This is a genomic window from Paenibacillus sp. BK033 (assembly GCF_004345425.1).
Taxonomy (GTDB): Bacteria; Bacillota; Bacilli; order Paenibacillales; family Paenibacillaceae; genus Pristimantibacillus.
Genome location: NZ_SLVP01000007.1, coordinates 184,137 through 206,341 on the forward strand (window position 1 = coordinate 184,137; position 22,205 = coordinate 206,341).

At 50.9% G+C, this 22,205-nt stretch carries 14 protein-coding genes; 6 read left to right on the forward strand and 8 right to left on the reverse strand.

From position 1 onward, the window contains the following. Positions 1 to 38: 38 nt before the first annotated feature. Together EV294_RS21845 and EV294_RS21850 are read left to right on the forward strand one after the other, a co-directional pair. Positions 39 to 656 carry a TetR/AcrR family transcriptional regulator gene (locus EV294_RS21845; RefSeq protein WP_208403406.1) on the forward strand — a complete coding sequence of 206 codons (618 nt, stop codon included), beginning with the start codon at positions 39 to 41 and terminating at the stop codon, positions 654 to 656. Positions 657 to 692: 36 nt separating this feature from the next. Then, complete coding sequence (locus tag EV294_RS21850; protein ID WP_132310676.1) at positions 693 to 3,080, forward strand: MMPL family transporter; 2,388 nt, start codon at positions 693 to 695, stop codon at positions 3,078 to 3,080. 56 nt (positions 3,081 to 3,136) lie between these two features. Here EV294_RS21850 and EV294_RS21855 read toward each other — a convergent pair whose 3' ends face one another. Then, the gene (locus EV294_RS21855; RefSeq protein WP_132310678.1) at positions 3,137 to 3,790 is read right to left on the reverse strand and encodes an SGNH/GDSL hydrolase family protein; all 654 of its coding nucleotides are present in this window, start codon (positions 3,788 to 3,790) and stop codon (positions 3,137 to 3,139) included. Positions 3,791 to 3,898: 108 nt separating this feature from the next. Further along, positions 3,899 to 4,741 carry an SPL family radical SAM protein gene (locus EV294_RS21860; RefSeq protein ID WP_132310680.1) on the reverse strand — a complete coding sequence of 281 codons (843 nt, stop codon included), beginning with the start codon at positions 4,739 to 4,741 and terminating at the stop codon, positions 3,899 to 3,901. Positions 4,742 to 4,900: 159 nt separating this feature from the next. On the opposite strand from EV294_RS21860, the gene EV294_RS21865 reads away from it, so the two are divergent. The 4 genes from EV294_RS21865 to EV294_RS21880 all read left to right on the forward strand — a co-directional run bounded on the left by EV294_RS21865 (position 4,901) and on the right by EV294_RS21880 (position 8,105). Next, positions 4,901 to 6,580, forward strand: a complete 1,680-nt coding sequence (locus EV294_RS21865) for a ribonuclease J (RefSeq protein WP_132310682.1) — start codon at positions 4,901 to 4,903, stop codon at positions 6,578 to 6,580. A gap of 64 nt (positions 6,581 to 6,644) precedes the next feature. Further along, on the forward strand, positions 6,645 to 6,827 hold the full coding sequence (locus tag EV294_RS21870; RefSeq protein WP_132310684.1) for a hypothetical protein: 183 nt from the start codon (positions 6,645 to 6,647) through the stop codon (positions 6,825 to 6,827). A 62-nt stretch (positions 6,828 to 6,889) separates the two neighbouring features. Next, positions 6,890 to 7,327, forward strand: a complete 438-nt coding sequence (locus EV294_RS21875) for a DUF2243 domain-containing protein (protein WP_132310686.1) — start codon at positions 6,890 to 6,892, stop codon at positions 7,325 to 7,327. Further along, positions 7,314 to 8,105 (forward strand): cytochrome c oxidase assembly protein, encoded by a 792-nt coding sequence (locus EV294_RS21880; protein ID WP_132310688.1) that lies wholly within the window; start codon positions 7,314 to 7,316, stop codon positions 8,103 to 8,105. The genes EV294_RS21875 and EV294_RS21880 overlap by 14 nt, the downstream gene beginning before the upstream one ends. On the opposite strand, the gene EV294_RS21885 is transcribed toward EV294_RS21880, so the two are convergent. The 6 genes from EV294_RS21885 to EV294_RS21910 all read right to left on the reverse strand — a co-directional run bounded on the left by EV294_RS21885 (position 8,080) and on the right by EV294_RS21910 (position 22,205). Next, a complete protein-coding gene (locus EV294_RS21885) occupies positions 8,080 to 9,555 on the reverse strand; it encodes a PAS domain-containing sensor histidine kinase (protein WP_132310690.1) in 1,476 nt (491 codons plus the stop codon). The genes EV294_RS21880 and EV294_RS21885 overlap by 26 nt on opposite strands. Before the next feature lie 170 nt (positions 9,556 to 9,725). After that, positions 9,726 to 10,583: a sugar phosphate isomerase/epimerase family protein gene (locus EV294_RS21890; RefSeq protein WP_132310692.1), complete on the reverse strand. Its 858-nt coding sequence runs from the start codon at positions 10,581 to 10,583 to the stop codon at positions 9,726 to 9,728. A 220-nt stretch (positions 10,584 to 10,803) separates the two neighbouring features. Next, entirely contained in the window at positions 10,804 to 12,420 is a 1,617-nt protein-coding gene (locus EV294_RS21895; protein ID WP_132310694.1) for a response regulator transcription factor, read from the reverse strand. Positions 12,421 to 12,422: 2 nt separating this feature from the next. Further along, positions 12,423 to 14,132 carry a sensor histidine kinase gene (locus tag EV294_RS21900; protein WP_132310696.1) on the reverse strand — a complete coding sequence of 570 codons (1,710 nt, stop codon included), beginning with the start codon at positions 14,130 to 14,132 and terminating at the stop codon, positions 12,423 to 12,425. Positions 14,133 to 14,168: 36 nt separating this feature from the next. Further along, positions 14,169 to 15,689, reverse strand: a complete 1,521-nt coding sequence (locus tag EV294_RS21905) for an ABC transporter substrate-binding protein (protein WP_165930771.1) — start codon at positions 15,687 to 15,689, stop codon at positions 14,169 to 14,171. A 132-nt stretch (positions 15,690 to 15,821) separates the two neighbouring features. Continuing rightward, complete coding sequence (locus EV294_RS21910) at positions 15,822 to 22,205, reverse strand: S-layer homology domain-containing protein (protein ID WP_132310700.1); 6,384 nt, start codon at positions 22,203 to 22,205, stop codon at positions 15,822 to 15,824.

Sequence of the window (22,205 nt, forward strand, 5' to 3'; positions counted from 1 at the left end):
ACGACCAAAGAGAGGTGAAGGCACGCGGCCGGTCTACGATGAACAAGCAAAGCTTGCGTGATGTCAAAAGAGAGGCAACGGCTAATGCGCTTTCGGAGGCGGCATTTGATCTCGCGATGGAACGCGGAATGGACGGTTTTGTAGTAGAAGATGTCGTGCAGCGCGCGGGATATTCGAGAAGAACGTTTGCGAACCATTTTTCATGCAAGGAAGAAGCGGTTGTTATGGGGGCTTCCTCCGCCTTCAACAATGTAGAAGAGGTGCAGCAGCTGATCGAGAATCTGACGGAGACCTCCACTCCGATTGAGGTTATGGAGCATCTGGTCCGAATGGAGCTTACCGCAGGGCTGTTCAAAAAAACGCGCGAGCTCGTGAAGCTGTCCAAGCAGCATCCTACGCTGGAGCCTTATATCCTTAGCGCTCTTCATAGCCATCAAGGGATGGCTCAGCAATTGCTGCTCGATTTGTTCGAAGACAAATATGCGAAGGGCTATATTCAGCTGCTTGTTGGCGCTTCTTATGGAGCGGCGCTTCCGATGCTGTACGGCGGCAGCAACATCCTGTTCCCTGGTCAATCAAGCGAAGAAGCCTCTGACTCTATCCCGCTCGACCAATATTTAGACGACATGTTTGGTTATTTAAAAAACGGTTTTTAGCTATTAATCTCTATATAAAAGGAGAACCACACTGTTATGTCGACTTTCCTGTACAAAATAGGCAAAACCGCTTATAACAAGCCTTGGCATTTTATCATCGCGTGGATTGCCATTCTTGGCGTAGTTGGCGCCCTGATCGGCATTAACGGCATTCATACCGGCTCCGAGATGAAGATCAAAGGCACGGAAGCGCAAAAGGTATTGGATCAGCTGGCCCAAGAGCTGCCGGAAGCCTCCGGCGGGCAAGCAAGCGTCGTATTCACCGCCCCGCAGGGTGAACGTCTCGATACGCCCGAGCGTATAGCGGCTATTACGAAAGCCATTAACGCCGTGTACGGCGTTGAATATGTCATCAATCCGGCGGAAGCAGCTGCCGCGGCGGGCGCAACGGCAACGGATGCGGCGCAGTCCGGCAATGCCGCCGCCGGCAGCGAGCAACAAAATGCGCAGCAAGCCGCTTCGCAGTCTGAACAATCTCAGGCGGCTGCAGCAGCTCCTTACGGTCCGTTGATCGTTGAAGGCAATCCGGTACCCGGCGTTATGATCTCGGCCGACGGCAACGTCGCTTTGTTCCAATTCCAGTTCACCGTCCAGCAAATGTCGCTGCCTCAAGAGGTTATCGACAACGTTGTGGATTCGGTTACCGCCGTTGAGCAAGCGAACTTGGGAATCAAAGCCCTACCAAGCGATACGCTGGTAGGCAAACCGGCAATCGGCGCTACCGAAGGAGTTGGTATCGTTGTTGCCGCGGTTGTACTGTTTATTACGCTTGGCTCTGTTGTTGCAGCCGGTCTGCCGCTCGTAACCGCACTGCTGGGTGTCGGCATTAGCGTTGGGGGCGCTTATTCCCTCTCCAAATTTATTCCGATGACGGATATCACGCCGGCGCTTGCCATGATGGTTGGCCTCGCAGTCGGAATCGATTACTCCTTGTTTATCGTAAACCGCCAGCGCCGTATGATCCTGGATCAAGGCCTTAGCGCCCGCGAAGCTGCGAGCCGTGCGGTTGGTACGGCGGGCAGCGCGGTATTTTTCGCCGGGTTAACCGTCATTATCGCGTTATGCGGCATGGTTGTTATGAATATCGACTTCCTTACCGCTATGGCGCTTGTTGCAGCGGCAAGCGTCTTCATTAACGTCCTGGTAGCCCTGACTTTGCTTCCGGCCTTGCTAGGACTGGTTGGGGAACGTATCGTCTCCGAGAAAGCACGGAAGAAAAACAACGAGCAAGCAGGCGTTGCCCGTCAAGGCACGGCACATCGCTGGGCGAACGGAGTTGTGCGACGCCGCTGGCTCGTGATCGTTGGCGTGATCGTTATCCTCGGAGCCGCCTCCATTCCGGCAGCCAATATGAAATTAGGCATGCCATCCGGCGATACCGCGAATCTGGATACGGCGGCTAGACAAAGCTTTGACGCGATCTCGGCCGGCTTTGGCAAGGGCTTCAACTCGCCGCTTCTGCTCGTCGCCGAGCCTGCAAGCTCCTCCGATAAGGTTACGCCTGAACGGCTCGGCAAGCTTGTGCAGGAGATCCAGAAGCATGACGATGTTGCGGTTGTTACGCCTATGGGCATTAACAAGACCGGCGACATCGGGATTATCAGCGTTATTCCGAAATCGGGTCCTACGGACGACGAGACCAAAAAGCTCGTAAAAGAGCTTCGCGACAAAGACTCCAGCATCTCTCGATCCAACAAAGTGACGCTTGGCGTTACCGGCTTCACGGCCATTAACATCGATATGTCCGCTAAGCTGGCCGAGGTGTTCCCGATTTATATCGGCATCATCCTGATTCTGTCGCTTATTATTCTACTGCTTGTATTCCGGTCGATTATCGTGCCGGTAAAAGCAACCATCGGCTTTCTGCTAAGTATTCTGGCTACCTTCGGAATTACGACGGCCGTATTCCAATGGGGATGGCTGCACGACCTATTTGGCTTCGATACCGGCGGCCCGCTACTAAGCTTTATGCCGATTATGGTATCCGGCATCCTATACGGTCTTGCGATGGACTACCAAGTCTTCCTTGTCAGCTCCATGCGGGAAGCTTACGTTCACGGGCACAAAGGAACGACTAGCGTAGTGGAAGGTTATAAGCAAGCAAGCCGTGTCGTTGTGGCCGCAGCCGTTATCATGGTATCCGTCTTCGCCGGGTTCATTCTGACCGAAGACATTATGCTGAAGCAAATCGGCTTTGCTCTTACCATCGGTATTCTTATTGACGCTTTCTTCGTCCGCATGGCGCTTGTTCCGGCCATTATGGCCGTGTTTGGCGACAAAGCATGGGGCATGCCGAAATGGCTCGACCGCATTCTTCCAAACCTTGATGTGGAAGGCGACAAGCTGATCGCCGAGCTTAACAAATCATCCAATCCAAACGGTCATAAAGAATTAAAGAAGGCTAAACCAAGCCGGGCGCATTAAAACATAGACGCAAGAAAGGACCACTGTCAGTGGTCCTTTCTTTTATTTCACCGTAATCATCGATTGTAATCGTATTCAACCGCTTGCAGAAAGGCCCGGGCAAGCACGGCATGACCCGACATATTGGGATGAACCCGGTCCCAGGCGAGCGTTGCCGGATAAATATGATCAAGCACCTTGTTAAACGCCGCCTGCGTATCCACGAATCGGGCATCGTACTTGGACGCCAGCTTTTGGACGACCCGGCCGTATTGATCCATTGTTCTGCGCATCGGGTCCGCATCATTGGGCTCCAGATAGAACGGAGTCATTAACACAAGTCCCTCTAGCGTTGGTCTCGTACGTTTCACCAAAGCCTCCAGCTTCTCTTCGTATTCGTCGATGTAGACATGCTGCTCGGTCTGAGCAGGCAAATCGTATTGTCTCCATACGTCGTTCGTACCGATCATAATAGACAGCCAGTCGGGCCGAAGATCGATGACATCCGTATCCCAGCGTTCCGTCAAATCCCGGACGTTATTGCCGCTTGTCCCCATGTTTACCACGCGAATCCCTAGCTCCGGATAAGCTGCGGTCAGCAACGAATCTACCAGCGAAACATACCCTTTCCCGATTGCGCCAAACAGCCCTTCTCCCCTAGGCCTAGCCCGATCGCAATCCGTAATCGAATCTCCGATCATAACCAGCTTCGTATTTTCCCCCAACAACATGGATATGGCCCCCTCTGCCGAACTTTCAGATTATTGAAGATATCGAATGTCTATTTTCATTATACATTCTATTGTGGTAACAAAAATAGGGAAAAGGGCTACTGAAATTCATGCTTCATTCAGCGGGAAAGCTTCGCTCTTCGAGACATGAATCATCTCGGCCGGAAAGAACGACCGAAAGTAGGTCTCGACCCTGGCATGAATATCGCTCCGGTACCAATCCGCCAGGTTATGATCATCAAACAGCTGAGGCATACCGAGGCGCTTGGACCTTTTCCCCATGGAGCCATCCCCGATCGTAAGCGTATCGATCCAGATCCGGTCCGCAATTCCTTCCAATACCTTCGGGAAATCCGGGGTAAAAGGCAGCACCGGAGAGATCGCAGCCTGCGTCGCAATCCCGGCGGCATGCAGCTCCCTAAGAGCCTTCAGCCGCAGCTTGATGCCCGGTGCGTAAGGGGCGAACAGCCGCTTCATATCCTCGCGGTCCGTCTCTACCGTCATCGACACAAGCACCTGGCATTTGTCCTTCAGCTGCACGATAAGATCCATGTCCTTCATGATTAGAGGGCTGCGCGTCTGAATCTGAATCAGATCGGGAGGGGCCTCCAGCATTTCCCGCAATATTCGCCTTGTTATCCCCGCTTCCCGCTCAACCGGCTGATATGGATCCGTTGCCGACGACATAAAGATATGAACCGGTTTGTTTTTCCGGCGCAGCTTGTTTACTTCATTCCGGTATATGTCCGCGGCATTTGTCTTAATGTCCACCCATTCTCCCCACGGAATCTGCTTGAACTTCTGAATCGGCATTTCTCTCACGTAACAATATTTGCAGGCAAACGAGCAGCCGCTATATGGGTTAAGGGAATGGGTGAAGCCTGTATCCAAGTACCCTTTGGCTTCGCTTAGGATACTTTTGGATACGATATCTTTGATTTCGACAGCCATGGCAATCCCCTTTCCGCAATGATGAATAGGAACAAACGTTCTATCGATTATCATAACCAAACTTTAATCTTTAATCAATCTCTTCCGGAATAATGGTCCCAAGGAACGGGTAAACCAACCAAATAAGGAAAATAACAAACATGGAAAGGCGGATGATGCATGGCGGGAAACGATAAATTGTCGGTTATCCCTCTTGGCGGGGTTAATGAGATCGGAAAAAACATGTATGTCATCGAATGCGGCGACGATCTGATCGTTGTGGACTGCGGATCGAAGTTTCCGGATGAAAGCCTGCTTGGCATAGACGTGATTATTCCGGATATTACGTATCTTATCGAAAATGAGGGCAAGGTCAGGGGCCTTGTCGTTACGCATGGCCATGAAGATCATATTGGCGGTATCCCCTATATTATCAAACAATTAAATATGCCTATTTACGCAACTAGACTGACGCTGGGATTAATCAAAGGAAAGCTGAAGGAGCATGGCCTGCTGGGCTCGACAACCCTCCATCAGATTGAACCGCAGTCCGAGATTACTCTAGGCAAGGTTCCCGTCAGCTTTTTCAGCACCAACCACAGCATTCCGGATTGCCTCGGCATCGTATTTCATACTCCCCAAGGAACGGTTGTCCATACCGGGGATTTCAAATTCGACCTTACTCCGGTCAATAACCAATACGCCGATATTCACAAGATGGCGGAGATCGGGAAAAACGGCGTATTGGCGCTGTTGTCCGAAAGCACCAATGCGGAACGTCCGGGCTTTACCCCTTCCGAGCGTCTGGTTGGGGCCAACATACAGGAAGCCTTCTACAATGCGGACGGGATGATTTTTATAACGACGTTTGCATCCAATGTGCACCGGCTTCAGCAAATTATTGAGGCCTCGGTCAAAACGGACCGCAAAATTGCCCTCGCCGGCAGAAGCATGGTTAATGTCGTGGAGATCGCCTCCACTTTGGGGTATCTCAACATGCCTTCCAATATGCTGGTGGACATCGCCGAAGTCAATAAATACAAACGGAATGAAATCACGGTCATGTGCACGGGCAGTCAAGGCGAGCCCATGGCGGCGTTGGGGCGGATTGCCAGCGGCAATCACCGGCAGCTTGCCGTGCATCCCGGCGATACCGTTATTTTTGCCTCCTCCCCTATTCCGGGAAACGAGCGGAATGTCGCCCGTATCGTGGACAACCTGTTCGAGAGAAAAGCCAAAGTCATTTACGGCTCCGGTGCAAGCACCGGCATGCATGTATCCGGACATGCCAGCCAGGAAGAGCTGAAGCTGATGCTTACCCTCATGAAGCCGCAATATTTCATTCCCATACACGGCGAATACCGGATGCTGCATCTGCATCGCGAATTAGCCGAATCCGTAGGGGTTAAAGCAAGCAATATCTTTATCTTGAATAACGGCGATGTCGTGGATTTTGCCGGCTCGGAGGCTTTTCACGAAAGAAGCGTCACGAACGGAGACACCTATGTCGACGGTCTTGGGATCGGCGATGTAGGCAACGTGGTGCTGCGCGACCGCAAGGTGCTGTCCGCCGACGGCATTCTCATTATTGTCGTAACGATCGGAAAGAGCGACAACAAGATTGTGTCCGGACCGGATATCATTTCCCGCGGCTTTGTGTTCGTGAAGGAATCGGAAGGATTAATGGAAGAAGTGCACCGGATCACGCTAAATGAAATGGAGCAGCTTCTGGAGAAGGAGAACAAGCTCCATAAGCCTTGGAATCTGTACAAGCAAAGCCTTAAAGAGTCGGTCGGGAAATTCCTGTACGCCAAAACAAAACGCAGACCGATGATTCTTCCGATCATTATTCTGGTTTAGCTGGATATACTATTCAGGCCGATAAAATACCGGTTGCAGACAAACAAGAAAGGTGGAGAAACCTATGACATCAAGCCGCGGCCATCAAGGCGCCCACGGAATCGGACAAGTAGAGAAGCAATTAAACCGTCAAGCGCAAGCTGCCGAACAAATCCAAGGCACCAGCCAAACCGACCAAGAGGTGCTGGCAGCCAGCCGGGAGCCGTCCTCCGTGCTGGAGGAAATCGTTGAAACACATAACGAATAATACACAAAAAATCCGCGGATTCCGCGGATTTTTTTAAGCACAGGTCAAGGAGGAACTGCAGGATGGTAAACAGCCGCAATACATGGTCAGGCTTTCTGTTCGGAATAGGCATGGTTGCCTTTGTCGACGAGACTCTCTTTCACCAGCTTTTGCATTGGCATCATTTCTATGATAAATCCACAACAAGCTTGGGGTTAATCTCGGATGGCTTATTTCATGCGTTCAGCTGGTTCGCGACCATTGGCGGCTTGTTTATTCTAGCCGATCTTCGAAGGAGACAAGCCTTCTTCCCTGTCGGCTGGTGGGGAGGCGTATGGCTCGGCGCAGGAATATTCCAGCTGTATGACGGGACGATCCAGCATAAGCTTATGCGGCTGCATCAGATCCGTTATGTGGAACAGGTCTATATCTATGATGCGATATGGAATGTACTCGCCTGCCTTATGATTCTTTTCGGCTTCCGACTATGCAGAAAGGCTTCGCCAAATGTCCGCGATTAGTCCCGTTTCCCATGACCTGCTAGTAGCCATTCCGCTGCTGCTCGCGTTGACCCTTTACATTCTTGCCGCATGGGCTTCGAATAACCGGCTCAAGCCTTGGCCCATCGTTCGCACCGTTTATTGGACCCTTGGCATTCTAACTGCCTCCGCAGCCGTTACGGGCCCTTTATTTCATAATGCCCATGATGATTTCGAGGCCCACATGGTTGTCCATTTGTTATTGGGCATGCTGGCTCCCTTCCTTATGGTAATGGCCGCGCCGTTGACCCTTGTCCTAAGAACTCTTCCCGTCCGTCCGGCAAGGCAAATCACAAAGCTCTTAAAGAGCCCGTTTTTCGGTATGTTAACGAATCCCGTTGCAGCCTCCGCGCTCCATGTGGGCGGACTCTGGCTTGTATACGCAACCCGTCTGTACCCGCTTATGCATCATGATGCTCTCGCAAGCTTGCTCGTACATGCGCATATTTTTTTAGCCGGTTATCTGTTTACGGCTTCGATGATTTCCGTAGAGCCGGTCCGTTATCAGGCATCTTATATGTACCGTGCGGCCGTATTTATAATGGCCTCCGCATGTCATGGCATTCTATCCAAGCATATTTATGCTCATCCGCCTGACGGGGTTTCTTTGGCGCAATCGGAAACTGCCGGTTACATGATGTATTACGGCGGGGATGCCATCGAGATCATGCTTATCCTCGTTCTTTGCACGCAGTGGTTTCGGGCAGCCCGTCCCAAAACGGGAAACCTGCGCTTCATGCCGTCTCCACGGGAAAAGTAACGGATACGACAGTTCCCGTTGAAGAACTCGTCTCTATCGCCAGCTTCCCGCCCATTTCTATAATAATCTGCTTGGAAATAAACAGCCCTAAGCCATTGCCCGATTGTTTGGTCGTGAAAAACGGCGTAAACAGCTTGTCCATTACATCGGGCGGAATTCCCGGTCCTGAATCCTGAACAAACAGCGTTACGGTATTCGCTGCTTCCCGCAGACCAAGGATCAGCCTGCCTCCCGATTGCATCGCTTCGATGCTGTTCTTGCATAAATTCAGAATAACCTGCTTTAAGAGAGCGATATTGGCTCTAATCGACTTGCCTGCCACAACCCCGTAAGTGTCCATTTGGATATTGTTCATATTCGTATCCACCTGGATGAGGGGAAGAATATCGTTTACCAGCTTCAGCATATCGATGATTTCCATGCTGCTCTCTTTAGGCTTGCGGAGCCACAGCATTTCGCTGACCAGATCGTTAATGCGGGAGAGCTCCGTCTGAATTAATTCGACGTAACGCTGCTCTTTTTCAATCCCATGCCTCTTCAATGTTTCGCCTAAAAGCTGAACGAATCCCCTTATGCCCGTCAGCGGATTTCTAATCTCGTGCGCCACGCCAACAGCCAATTCGCCAAGCGCCGCATTCATCTCCGACAAGCGCAGCATCTTCTCGATGTTTTTCCGCTCGGAAATATCTACGGCCGTTGCTATGATTCCTATAACGCGCCCCTGCTTATAGTACGGACTTAAGGTCTTGTATAAGCTTCTGCCATGCAGCTCGGTTTCAAAGCTGATCGTTTCCCCCTGGAGAATCCGATCGTAATATTGCCCTTCCGTCTTGTAGAGAAAAGGGAATATTTCCCTGACCGTTTTGCCGTAGCTGTTAGCCGTCGTATAACCAAGCTCCTCCGCGATTTTCCCTTCGGCCAGGACGTAATAAAGCTCGCCGTCTTCCCTCTTCTTCATTTGAATCACGAAACCGTTCACCGATCGAACCGTCTGCAGCAGCTCTTCTTTCATTTCGTCGTATTTATTTTTTTCGATGGCTTTTACGATCGAAATATCTCTGCCCGCGATCAAAATACACGGTTTGGCCAAGATGTTAATAAGCTCCAGATCCAAGACGCAGGTCACGATATTATTCTGCCGGTCACTGACCTCTATCTCCAGGTCCTGGATCAGTCCGCTGTCCGTCAGAGCGGACATGACGCTGTCTCGCTTCTCCGCATCCGGCCATATCCCCAAATCAAAAACATTCCGCTTTAGAAGCTCGTCGTCGCTATAGCCCAGCCTTTGAACAACGGAATCGTTGGCGTAAATAAATTCACCATCATGGAAGGTCGTGATGCAGACGAATTCCGATTTCATGTTCAAAATCCGGTTTAACAAAAATTGTGTCAGCTCACTATTTTGATTCACGAACAGCTCGTGTTTAAAATGATCTCTTAATGAGAGCATGCTATCCCCCTACGTTCCTGTCTTTTTTCTAGTAGTGATTATACACCCCCTAAGTAAAATCAGAACAGCGGGAAACAAATTTACTTCAGATTTCACAAATTCTCTAGTCGAGAATAACAAAAAAGGACAGCAGCAATGCCGCCCCCCTTGTTGAAAACTATGTTTAGTCCTTACAGCGATTGCCAGATCTTCTTCAATTGATGGAGGCCCTGCTGCACGCCGAAGCGGCAAGGCTCCAAGCCTTCGAACTCAACGGAAATATAGCCGTCGTAGCCGGATTGCTTCACAATGCCCAGCACCCGGCGCATATCGATATCGCCTTGGCCTACGATAGCCCCACGCAAGTAATTGCCGCGGGTGGAACGGAACCAGCCGTCTCCAAGATCGCTTTCGGGATGACGCACATAGAAATCTTTAACATGCACCATAGCCGCATACTCGATATTATTGGAGACGCCAACAACCGGATTCTCGTCTACGCAGACGAAGTTTCCGACGTCCAGCGTTGTTTTGAAATTGTCCCGGTCCGTTGCGTGAAGGAGCGCCTGGACACGATCGCTGGCTTGAAGGAAATAGCCGTGGTTTTCAACGGTTGTTGTTATTCCCTTCGTGGCCGCATAATCGGCGATTCGGCGGCAGGCCTCCGCCAGCCTAGGAAGCTCGTTATTGAAGTTGCGAATCGACGTATCCGGCGACGATGCCACGTCATGGCGCATCAGCCTCACGCCTAGCTTGGCTGCAATATCCACTTCCCGCATAACACGCTCAATCTCTTGCTCGTATTCCGCTTCGCTTTTACCGGCAAAGTTGGCGCCTATCAAATAATTCGAGATATCAATGCCTACCTCATCGGCTTTACGTCGGATCCCTTCGATTAACGCCGGATTCTCCGTCAAATGGAAGCCAAGCGGTACAATTTCAACATGCTCGCCGCCAATTTCCGCAATGGCGGCAATCACGTCAAGAACGTCCATTTCCCCCGATTGAAGCGCTTGATAGTAGCTGTAGGTGCTTATCCCAAATTTCATCGCCCGATCTCCCTCCCAGTATGGCTGACTCCTTAATGGAAATATCTATTAAATAATAGCATGATTGGCGCTAGGAAACGATCCTATCCTTTAGTCGGCATTCTCCGGTATGTAGATCCCGCAGCCGCTTCCAAGTTTCCCGCCGTTCCCGTGACCTGACGGAAGAACGAATGCCGGTCCGTCCGAAAATGCTGTTTCAGCTTATTCGCTGCTCCTCCACTTATAAACCGTTCTTAAACTCTTGCGGCGTCATCCCGTATTGGGTTTTGAACAGCTTAATGAAATATTGCGGCTTCTGATAGCCGACCTCATGGGCGATTTGACTTATTCTCAAGTCCTTGTGCTTCAACAATTGCACCGCCTTTTCCATTCGCAGCCGGAGCACGTAGTTGGAGAAATTCTCCCCGGTTTCCTGTTTAAACAGGTTGGATACATAGACCGGATGCAGGTTGACGTGGTCGGCCACCGTTTGAAGGGTGATCTCTTTGACATGCTCTTGTATGAACCGGCGGATTCGTTCCATCAGGTCGGTCCGGATGTTATCCGAACGGCTGTCGCTGTAAGCCTTGATTTGAACATAGCTGCCGAACGCCCATTCCTTTAACGGCTCTACGCTCCAACCGGCATCCATCTTTAGCATCTTATCCAGCTCTCTTCCGAATACCTCGAAGATCCGTTTGCCTTTCTTGTGCAAATAATAGGAGTAGGCTTGCAGCAAGGTAACGTAGATTTGCAGCCCGTATTCGCGGGCTCCGCTGCCCGCCCCGCCTTCAAGCTCATCGAATATCCGGTTCAGCTTGCTCTCGAATCCGTTCCATTGCTCCAGGTCCATTAATTCCATAAACGTCTGGGAACGATAAAGCTCCGCGAACGGCTGGGCTTCGAGAGCCTCTTTTTTTTGCGTCGCGTCGAAAAAGCTTTCGGTCTGGTAGCCGATATAATCGGCATAGATGGATAAAGCCGAGCGGTACATGGGCAGGATGTCTTTCGGAAATCCGCCCCAGCTGCTAAGCACAACGGATACCTTCGACTTTAAATAAAGCTTGATTTGATGCTGGGACAGCCTGGCTAAGTCTTCTATCATCGCAGAATGGTCTCTTCTTGAATGTTCAATCTCTTTGGGCTGAACGAGAAAAATCAAATAATCATGCGAATCCTTGCAGAAGGTCACATGAAACTTATCCGCGAAAACCTCCTCCACGATATTAAACATGGCGTACTCGATCAGCGAGAGGCTGTAGAGATCCGTGCTTGAATAGTCCTCCTCTACTCTCATGCACAAGAGAATGGCATCCTTTTCGGAGGAAAAGGGAAGTCCGTACAATTGAAGCTTGTCCTGCAAAGCCGATAACGGGTAGCTTTTTCCGGATATCAATTCGAGCAGGAACATTTCTCTTAACTTGGGCAGGCTTTCTCGAAACCGGTAGGCGAATTTCTGCTGATTGAGCAGCTCGTTTCCTTCCTGCGTAATCCTATCGATAATCGCGCGGAGCGTTTGCTCCAATTCCTCGTTCGATACCGGCTTGAGCAGATAATCGCATACCTGCTGCTGAAGCGCCTCTCTCGCATATTGAAATTCGTCGTAGCCGGTTATAATAACCGCCTTCGTGTTTTTCCATTTCTCGTTAATGCGTGCGATTAATTCAAGTCCGGTCATTCCGTTCATATGAATATCCGTCACGACAATATCAACCGAACGGTAATTCAGCAGCTCAAGGGCTTCCTCGCCGGAATAGGCTTTATAGACATTGGAAATTCCCATTTCCCTCCACGGAAGTCCAATCGCCAGACTGTCAACCAGGTGCGTATGATCGTCTACGATTAATATTTCGTACATGCTTATCCCCCCTCCTTGCCGCTCCAGCTTAATTGCACGCAAAGTCCTCCTAACTCAGATCTGCGAAGATGCACGCCCGATTCGCCGCCGTACATTAAGCGCAGACGCTGATGAACGTTTTTCAACCCGGATTCTATTTCCTCGCTGCTCGAATGAATTTTCTTGCGCATGGATTCGATCAAGTCATGATCCCCGCCGGTGCCGTTGTCCTCCACCGCAACATGGTTCATTCCTTCCTCGCTCCAGCACCTTATGCGGATCATTCCGTATTCCGAGTGATTATTGAATGAATGCAAAATAACGTTCTCCACAAGCGGCTGTACGATTAACCGCGGAACCTCGAGCTCCTCCATCTGCGGCTCTATGTCGATCTGAAACTCGAAGTCATCCCTTAGCATGCAATGGATTTCCAGATAGAAATGGATCAGGTCCAGCTCCTCTTGGAGCCGCACCATCTTGCTTCCCGTCTTGGTCGTATACCGGTAATACCTGCTTAGATTCATGGTCATCGAGATAGCCGCTTTATTTTCCTTGAGCTCTATCATGCTTTTGATATAAGCAAGCGTGTTGTACAGAAAATGCGGGTTGATCTGCGACTGCAGCTGCTTCAGCGTCGCATCCTTCGACCGGAGCTGTTCCTTGTACACGTCCACGATCAGCTCCTCGATCTTGGAGGCCATGGAGTTGAATCTGTCGTACAGGAACCGGTATTCCCCCTTGGGCTTGTCGGTCATCCTGACGGAATAAATTCCTTTCTCGATCAGATTCATGTTGCGGATCATCTTCCGGAACGGGATCTGAATATTGCGGTACATCACGAAAGCAAGATAAGCCCCCATAAACAGAAGCATGCCGCTTATAATGTAAAACATGGTCTGGTTCCGGCTGATCGGCGCCATGATATGGCTGATCGGTACATAGTCGACGAGGTACCAGCCTAGCGATTCCAGCTTCTGATAATGAACCTGATACTTCGTCTTGTCGGATTGAAGCAGCATATAGCCGCTTTCCGCAGCAGGATCAATCTCCTTAAGCCGGGGGAGAAACTCGTCGATTTGTTTGACGTTAACCGAATAATTGTAAATAGGGTCCGCTCCGGGGTGGTACAGGAACGGATCGCCCGAGCCGTTCGCTTTAAATTCCGACAGGGCGCTTCGAAGCGCGGATACGCCGAATTTAAGCACAACCCGCATACGCGCCTCGCCGGTCTCCGCCGAGTTCTCGGGATAAGACAAGATCCCCATGAAATAATCCTCGTTGGAATCGGGATAATACTGCCAAAAGGTGTCTTGCAGGGGCAGTTCCTTTGGGAGCGCATTCAAGCTGGAATTGCTTTTGATCACGATACCGGTTTTGGGATAAAGCACCGCGATCACCGCTTTCCAATCGCCGTAACCGGCAAGCCGATTGATCTCTTCCGAGACGGTTCGATTGACCCGGTATTTATCGAGCACATCGTCCAGCAAATCGGGATAAGCTAAATTTCGTACGTCCGTGCTTTCGTACAGCATTTTCTTATACGTATCCAGCCGGAAAAACAACTGGTCCAGCTGGTTGGCGAACGTTTCGATCTGGTATCGCTTCACCTTGATGATTTCGTCGGTCAACACATCCGTGCTTGTTCGATTCGACACGGCGAACAGGAGCAGGATCGGGATAAGTAATATCAACAATGTCGCGATCAATTTGGTAAATATGTTGAATCGGCTCATGACTGATCGTCCTCTCAGCTTCTGGCTCTCCCTCGTTTAATGCTGGCGTTGGAATTCGGAGAACTGCTTTTTCAACTCGGCGAAAACAATGTCAAAGCCCGCTTTCTTGAGGGCTGCAAGGGCATCTTCGTAATATTGATCGTAACTGGCTATCCCGAAGTTGATAGGCTCGAATTTTTCTTTATAGACCGCCATCACTTGCGCGATTTCGTTCTTAACGGGAGCTTCGTTGAAATGAAATCCGGATAGCTTGGAAATGCGGGAATTCTCGTCGTTCGCAAGCATATCCTCGATCACATCATCCTCTACGCTGGCTGGCGCGATGAAATAGTCCTTGTTCCGCCACATCCATTCGTACATCAGCTGATCATTGGTCAATTGCTTGATTTTACCGTTTTCCAGCACATAATCCTTTCCTTCAACCCCGTAAATAATAAAATTGTAATTTGCCTTGCTCTGCAAAATCCAATTCATAAACATCATGGCGCGTTCCGGATTTTTCGAAGCGGAGGTGATCATAAAGGCTTCATTGCTTGGCGTCGTAATATACTTTGGCTTCTCTTTCGCAAGATAGTACTCGCGGAGCCTTGCTTTTGGATCGGCATTCCGCGCCGTTTGCAGATTTTCCATTGCCCGGGAAACGGCGCCTACGCGGAAAAGAAGCTTACCCGCATTCTCCTGATCGATTTTCGCTGCCGGATTTCCCACAAGGTTCAGGTCAATAATCCCCTTGTTCACCCAGGACTCGCGTAATTGAGCTACTTTCTTATATAGATCGGATTCCACGTAACTGAGCAGCTCTCCCGTATCCTCATCCACCATAAATAGCATTCTTTCGTCCAAGGAAGAGTAGTTCCGGTCCGTCAATTCGCGCCACAACAATTCATGCCCGCGGTCGGTTTCCAAATAGCCGTAGTAGCTTGGGTCTATCGCGTGCATGCTTTGATAGAATCGTTCCAGGTCCGCTATCGACTTAATGTCCGTCATGCCGACCTTCTCCAGCAAGTCCTGGCGGACCATGACGGAGGAGAATTTCCCGGCGGATGTAAAAGCCTGAGACGGTATCGCCCAAAGCTTCCCGTCGATCCGGTTCTGCTTGAAGTTGTCTTCGGGTATATGTTTAATGAGATCCTGTCCATATTGGCCAAGCAGCTCGTCTAACGGCTGAATATAGCCTTTGCTGTAATAAACGGAAACGAATGGCGCGCCATACCAGAACAAGTCGTAATCTTCTCCGGTTGATAGGGCCAGCTCCAGCTTCTGCTGGTAATTGGACCATGGAATATAAGTCAATTCCAGATTCATGTTCAGATCCTTCTTGAGACGGTCGTTCAGTTCATTCTCGACAAAATCGCCCATGCGGGACGACTGGTCCCCGGGCATAATCACTTTGAGCGTGACAAACGTCTCCGGTACGCCTTTTTCCGTATTATCCGCCGCATCGGAATGATGGGCTCCTGGCGATTTCGATGATCCCGGGTTAATATACTGGCTGAATAAAGCGAATACGAGAGAGAAGAAAAGTATCGCAACGGTACCGATCACGGCAGGCTTCATCTTGTAACGCTTCCCCTTCACCATAAAGTCTCAATGCTAGTCTACACGAATTCCGGTAACGTGAATATGCTGCCGTCATAGAACGGGAGCACATGAGCGCTACCGTCATGTGCTCCCTTATTCATCTGCTTTTTAATTCATAAACCGGACGAATTGCAAGAACCGTTTGATCATCACGACAGCTTCCGCCCGGGTTGCATTCGCTGCCGGATTTATTGTCGCCATGGACTTCCCTCTTATGATTTGAGCGGTTAGCAATTCGGCGATCGAAGCTTTAGCCCATGAGCTAACGGAAGCTTGATCCTTATAGCTGCCAAGAGCATTATCATTCACTTGAACCGGTTTGTTCACGTAATCCAGAGCGCTGGCTATCATAACCGCCATTTGTTCGCGGGTGATTCGTTCGTTTGGTTTAAACGAACCATCCGTATAGCCGTTAATGATGCCCGCATCAACCGCCGTTGCGATCGCATCCGCGAACCAGTCTCCTTTGGCTACGTCGCTAAAGGAAGCGGCCGTATCCGCGGAGCTAAGACCAAGGGAGCGAACAAGCAAGGCCGTGAACTCCGCGCGGGTAATCGCTTTATCCGGCGAGAAGCGGTCAGGCGCAGTACCGTTAATGATTCGTTTCGAGGCTAGCAATTCGATTTCCGATCTAGCCCAGTGGCCTTGAAGGTCGGCGAACGTTCTGCTGCCCGAATCCGAAACGACCGCATAAATGCTGTTCCCGTTTCGTTTGATCACAACTTCTTTATTGCCTTCGTTATCTTGAAGGACCGACGGAACGAAACGGAATGTCGAGGTTTCCGGGTTGAACAGAAGTGCCGTCGTGTGCGCTGGATCAATGGTCCCCGGCACAATAACCGTTCTCTCCACATAGGTGCTGCCGAAGCTGGTTATTTCGATCGACTGTCCGTTTGCTTGAGCATAGATTTTGTAATCCCATGCAGGAGCCAGCAAGGTTAACCCTTCTTTTCTTGCTTGTTCGGCCAACGCATCCGCCGTGCTTCCTGCAACTTTGTCAATGACAACGCTCAGGGTCATATTCTCAGCGCTCGCGCCAAGCTTTTGCGCAACAGCAGCCAAGCCTAATGCTTTGACGGGGAGCTTATAGCTTCCAAAATCCGTCTGGATAAGGATAACCGCATCCGACAGGTCATTCCCTGCATTCACTAATGCAGATGAAGGAATATTCACCTTTACGCTTCCGCCGTTGTTATTCAATTCGATAATGACGGAATTCGATTTCACGGCAGCCGCATGTTCGCGAAGAGCTTGGAAGGCATCATGAAGCTTCTTCGCATTAACGGTAGCCGTCGTTTCGCTTACGCCGCTCTCATTCGTTGAACGGATAACGGTTACGGCATCTTGCCCCAGCTTGATTCCTTTATCCGTTACTTCCGGCCCTGGCTGCGTAGATGAGCCGCCAGAGGACGGGTTCGAGCTTGAATCACCGGACGCAACCGTCACCTGGAATCGCTTCTCCAGATTGCCGTCAGTAGATTTAGCGGTAATGACGGTGCTGCCGATTCCAACAGCTTTGACCAAGCCATCAGCGGATACGTAGGCGACTTTATTATTGGCTGAAGACCATACGACTCTTTTATTGCCCGCTTCCGCCGGCACGACCGTAACGCTAATCTGAGCGCTGGAGGCAGGAGTCAATTGAAGCCGGCTTGGCGTATTCGCCGTTAAGCCCGTCACTCTGACCGGAGCCTCGACCGTGCTATTCGATACGTCTACGCTGCCTAGCTCCAGCCATCCGTCGCTATTTTGCTCCGCGTTAGCGAAGCGGAACTTCTTGGCGTCTGCGTTGATCGCTTCCAACGGATTCACGTAACGCATCAGAATTTGATAGCTTCCGTTGCTTAGAGCCGGATTGCTGGTCGATTCGAACAGCTTATTGTTATCGAATCCATTCGTATTAGGAAGCAGGTCTTTCAAATCCCAACCCGGTTCCCATATTTTTACGATGCCATTGTCCGATTTGGCCGCAAGCTCTACCTTCCAGTCATAGTAGAACGGCGCTACTCCTCTGTTTTCAAGCTCTACTCCCACTTTCAGATTTCCGTCGGATGCGTCTAGATAAGTGGCGGGCACGTAATAGTCATAGCCCAATCTGCGCGAGCCTTCGGCGGCTCTTGCAAGCGGTTCGGATTCCAGCGGAGTTTGGAAAACGCCCTGCGTAATTAACCAGGAGGCATGGGTTAGGTTTAGACTGGTGTAGTAATCCTCGCCCTGCGCTCCCTCGATTGGCGCCGACGGTTCATTGTAAACCGGCGGATCGTTGTTCCACATCTTCAGCTGGATTTCCGGTCTCATCTCTCCGCCCATGCTGTTCGATTTCCAGAAGTCCGTCACTCCGGCGTCGTTGACTCTCCCCCAGAAATGCCAGCCCTGTCCTCCCAGACTTGGCGGCAGCGTCTGGAAAGCAAAGGAATCGTCGTGATAGCCGACATCGAAGTTTTTGGTCTTCAGCGTGCTGTTGTCCATCGGATACCGCAATACGAGCTGCGTCTCGTTAAACGCATTGTCCATATCGGTAAGAACCCGCTTCAGGTTGGCGTCCGTCGGCATTAGATTCGGTGATTTGATATTCCCGTCGTAAGGATACGTATGCCACTCCCCCCAGAAGCCGATCAAGCCAATGGTCAGGAAACCGATACGGGGATCGCCGTCATAACGGGCTCCCAGCGCTTCAATGAAATTGTCCAGGGCTCCCATTAAATGCTCATCATTGTAATTAGGCGCTAGACTGGCAGCGTCTTTACCGTTGTTGTATTCCGAGTAAGCATAAGTCTCCAGCCCTTCATCCAGAAGGAATTGCGGGATGCCGGACGGCTTGTTCGGATAGTCCAAATAGACTCGGAATACGGCCTGATTGCCTCTGGATGCGACGGCTTCAAGCCGTTTGTCCAGCTCCGTCCAATTAAAATCATTCAGGTTATTCATCAGCTTATTAAGCGGCAAGTAGAAGAACTCCATGCTGTAAGGCAGCTGTGTCCCCCGGTCTCTCCAATCATCGCCTTCGGTAAAATAAGACTCCTCCGATGCGTCGTAGAAAGGAAGGAGGCCCTTAAGCGGATTATCTACGGGCGCATTTTGATACGTCAGCTCTTCCGTTCCGGCTTTTGTTGCCCAAGCAGGCGGCGCCGGGTGGTCAACGGGATCCGTCGTTGGTCCTCCTCCCGATCCGCCGGTTCTGCCAGCTAACGCATAGAGGGCAATCCGGTCGATGCTGAGAACATTGTCGGCTTGATTTTTCGGGCCAAAGCCGAATTGAATTTGCAGAACCTTGCTTGCGTCGAACTCAGCGTCGCAGGCATCGCAGCCTTGCCATGCGGATTGCGCGAATGAGCTCCAAGGAATTCTGACCATTCCTTTGTAACCGGCGGCAATGGATAGGGCTCCCCCGCCAAGAGTGACTGCCTCCCAGCCATCAGCCGATTGATAGAATTGTACGGTTCCCCCTTCTTTCAAGGAAAACTCGCCTTTTGGCGCATCCGTAACAAGCGAGAGATTCAAATCCATATTTTTATTCGTTGGCGACTGGTTATGGACCCAGAAGGTGAGTCCGTCAAAGGCGGACCAATCCGAATCCGTTCCGCTAAAGGCCACGCGTTTGATATTTACCCAATCGGATGCCGATTTGCCCGGAGGCGGAGACACGGAAAATTTCATCGCTTGATTGCCATTCGACACATTCGCCCGGTCAATCGCGCGAATCGTTGAAGGTTCTCCGGATTCCCAGTCGATCCGCCAAGTGTTCTGCAAAGCGGCATCGTCCGCGTACGATTCGAAATCGTCCAATATCTTATCCGCCCGATAGAGTGTAATGTCATCAATCGTAATAACGTTATGAGGATATCCCGAAGGCGGGTATCCGAACTGAAGACCGGTTACCTCGCTTGGATCAAGCACCGCCGAGCATTCCGGCTGAACGCCGCCGCACTGCCATGCGGATTGAACGAATTGATCCCAAGCGAGCTTTACAATACCGTTGAAGCCTGCGGGAATACGAAGCGAACCGCCATTAAATGCCGCAGGCTGCATGCTCCCGTCTGCCGCAATCGTTAAGGCATGGCCGCCTTCCTTCAATCCGAACTCGCCTTTGGCCGCAGGCGTCTGAAGCGCGACATTCAAGCTGAAATCCTTATTATCGCTAGTTGTATTGTCCACCCAGAAGCTTACCCCGTCATACTTCGACCAATCCCTCTTGTCCGAAGGAATGGAATAAAGAATATTCGTCCATTCGGAATCCGCGATAGCGGTCGACAGCCGGAGGCCCTTGCTTCCGCTCGACTGACCTAACGATCTTATAACGGAGCCCGGTTTGTCGGACCACGCTTCCGTCCATGCTTGCCCAAGCGCAGAGTCAGTGGCATAAGACTCGAAATCCTCGATAAGTCCCGGTTTGTCGGTACCGGATCCAGGATCCGTACCCGGGTCCGTATCTGAATCTACCTTATCCGTAAAATAGATTTCATCGAGATAGATAGTTCCCGTAGTGCCCCAAGCAGCTTGCGAGACCGCAATGCTCCAAATCGTTTGCGACAGATCTACTCCTTGATCAGGCAAATCGATAACGAAGTCTTTATAGCTTGTCGTAACCGTATCGCCGCTCAATTGACCCAGTGTCTTCGTTACGCCGCCAATGCTGATATTGACCTGATTCTCTTCGCCTCCGGCGGCTCCTTTCGCCCGAATGACCAGCTTCCTCGTATCTGCGAGATTTCGGCCGATATTGGTTTCCATCCGCGACATATTCTGATATTGCAGCACTAATGCGCCGTCTTCCACAATACCGGCGCCGTTCCCATTGGCAAAACCGCTTGATCCGGTCCATTGGTTCAGATCATTTTGCGTGTTTCCGGACCAGGCCGGCGTTCCGTCGTAATCATCGACGAGCAGGCGTTTTGGAGGTGCCGGCGGCGATGTTGGAGGCTCCGAACAAGGCGAGGCGCAATCCCCTATCCGGACTGGCCCCAAATTCAACCAGCCCTCCTTGTCTTGATCGGTATTTGCGAATCCTACTTTTTTCGCCTTACTGCTAATCGCCTCTAACGGATTTACAACCCTCATAACTAAATAGTAGTAACCGTCATTTAGCCCCGGAGCGGCAATTGTCGTATCGAAATAATAAGGCTCGCCGAACGGAACATATTTCGGATCGCCGGCTACATTCCATTCCGGATACGTTCTGATCTCCGAAGGCATAACCTTCGTCAAATCCCAGGCTGTATCCCACTCTTTCACGAGTTTTCCCGATGCATTCTTGACTCCCAGCTCTACCTTCCAAGGATAAGCGAAAGGAGCAACGCCATTGTTCTGAATGGTGACGCCAACCTTAAGCGGGTCGCCTTGAGCAGCATCATTATAGTAAGCGCTCTTTACATTCAGATCGTAGCCCATCTTTCTCACGCCGGCGGCAACGGCAGCATCATTAGCGTTATAGCTGCTGATACCGCCTTGGTTAATCATCCACGTCGCATGAGTCAGCTCGATATCGTCCATGGCATGATCAACGTTAGTCCCGCCGCTGAACAGCTGGCTCTGAATTTCCGGGCGTACTTCCCCGCCAACCGATTCCGTTATCCATTTATTTTCCGCACCGGCTTCCAGCATCTTGGTCAGGAACGAATAATAGGCTCCGCCCATACTCTCGGGCTGCGTTACGCTTTGCAGCGGATCGCCCTCCTTATAACCGAAGGAGTCGTCATGGTAGCCTATATGGTGCTCCGATGCGCCAGGCAAACCGGGATACCGGACCTCAAGCTTCGTGTAATCGAAGGCTGCATCGTAGGCGGTAAAAAGCTCTTCGATGGTAGCGGCGTTAGGCATATAGTTCGGCAGTCCGTCCGCCGTATCCTCATCGTAAGGGTAAGTATGCCACTCCCCCCATAAACCAACGAGGCCCATATGAATAAAGCCGATACGCGGATCCCCATCATACTTTGCGCCGAAAGCTTTAATGAAGTTCGTCAAATACGTGACCATTAAAGGGTCGTCGTAATCCGGCTCGTCTTGGTCAAAGGTATCGTTATGGCGCATGGCAACGCCGCTGTCATGAATAAACGCCGGTATGGCATCTTCTTTGCCCGGATATTCAAGATAGACTCTAAGCGCCGCCTGATTCCCTCTTGCCGCAATGGCATTCAGAGCCGGCTCAATGCCCGTATCGAACGTAAAGGAATCCGGGCCGTTCATCACCGCCTTCAGCGGTACGTAATACCATTCCAAGCTGTGGGGAAAGGAGGTCTCCGTTTCCCACGGATAGAACGGCGCAAACCCTTTTAGCGGATTGTCCAGCGGGCTTGGGGCGTAGGTCAAGTCATGCCTCGTCAGTGCGCTATCCACCGCAGGGCTTGGATACGGATTCGTTGGTACGCGCGTCGGTCCCGGATCGGCGCTTGCTCTGCTGGCGGCGTTGCCAAAAAGCGTGCTCAATAACAAGCTGACAATGAGCATCGCTTTAAGGGATGTCTTTCCGATATCGTGCATGGATAACCGTTTCAT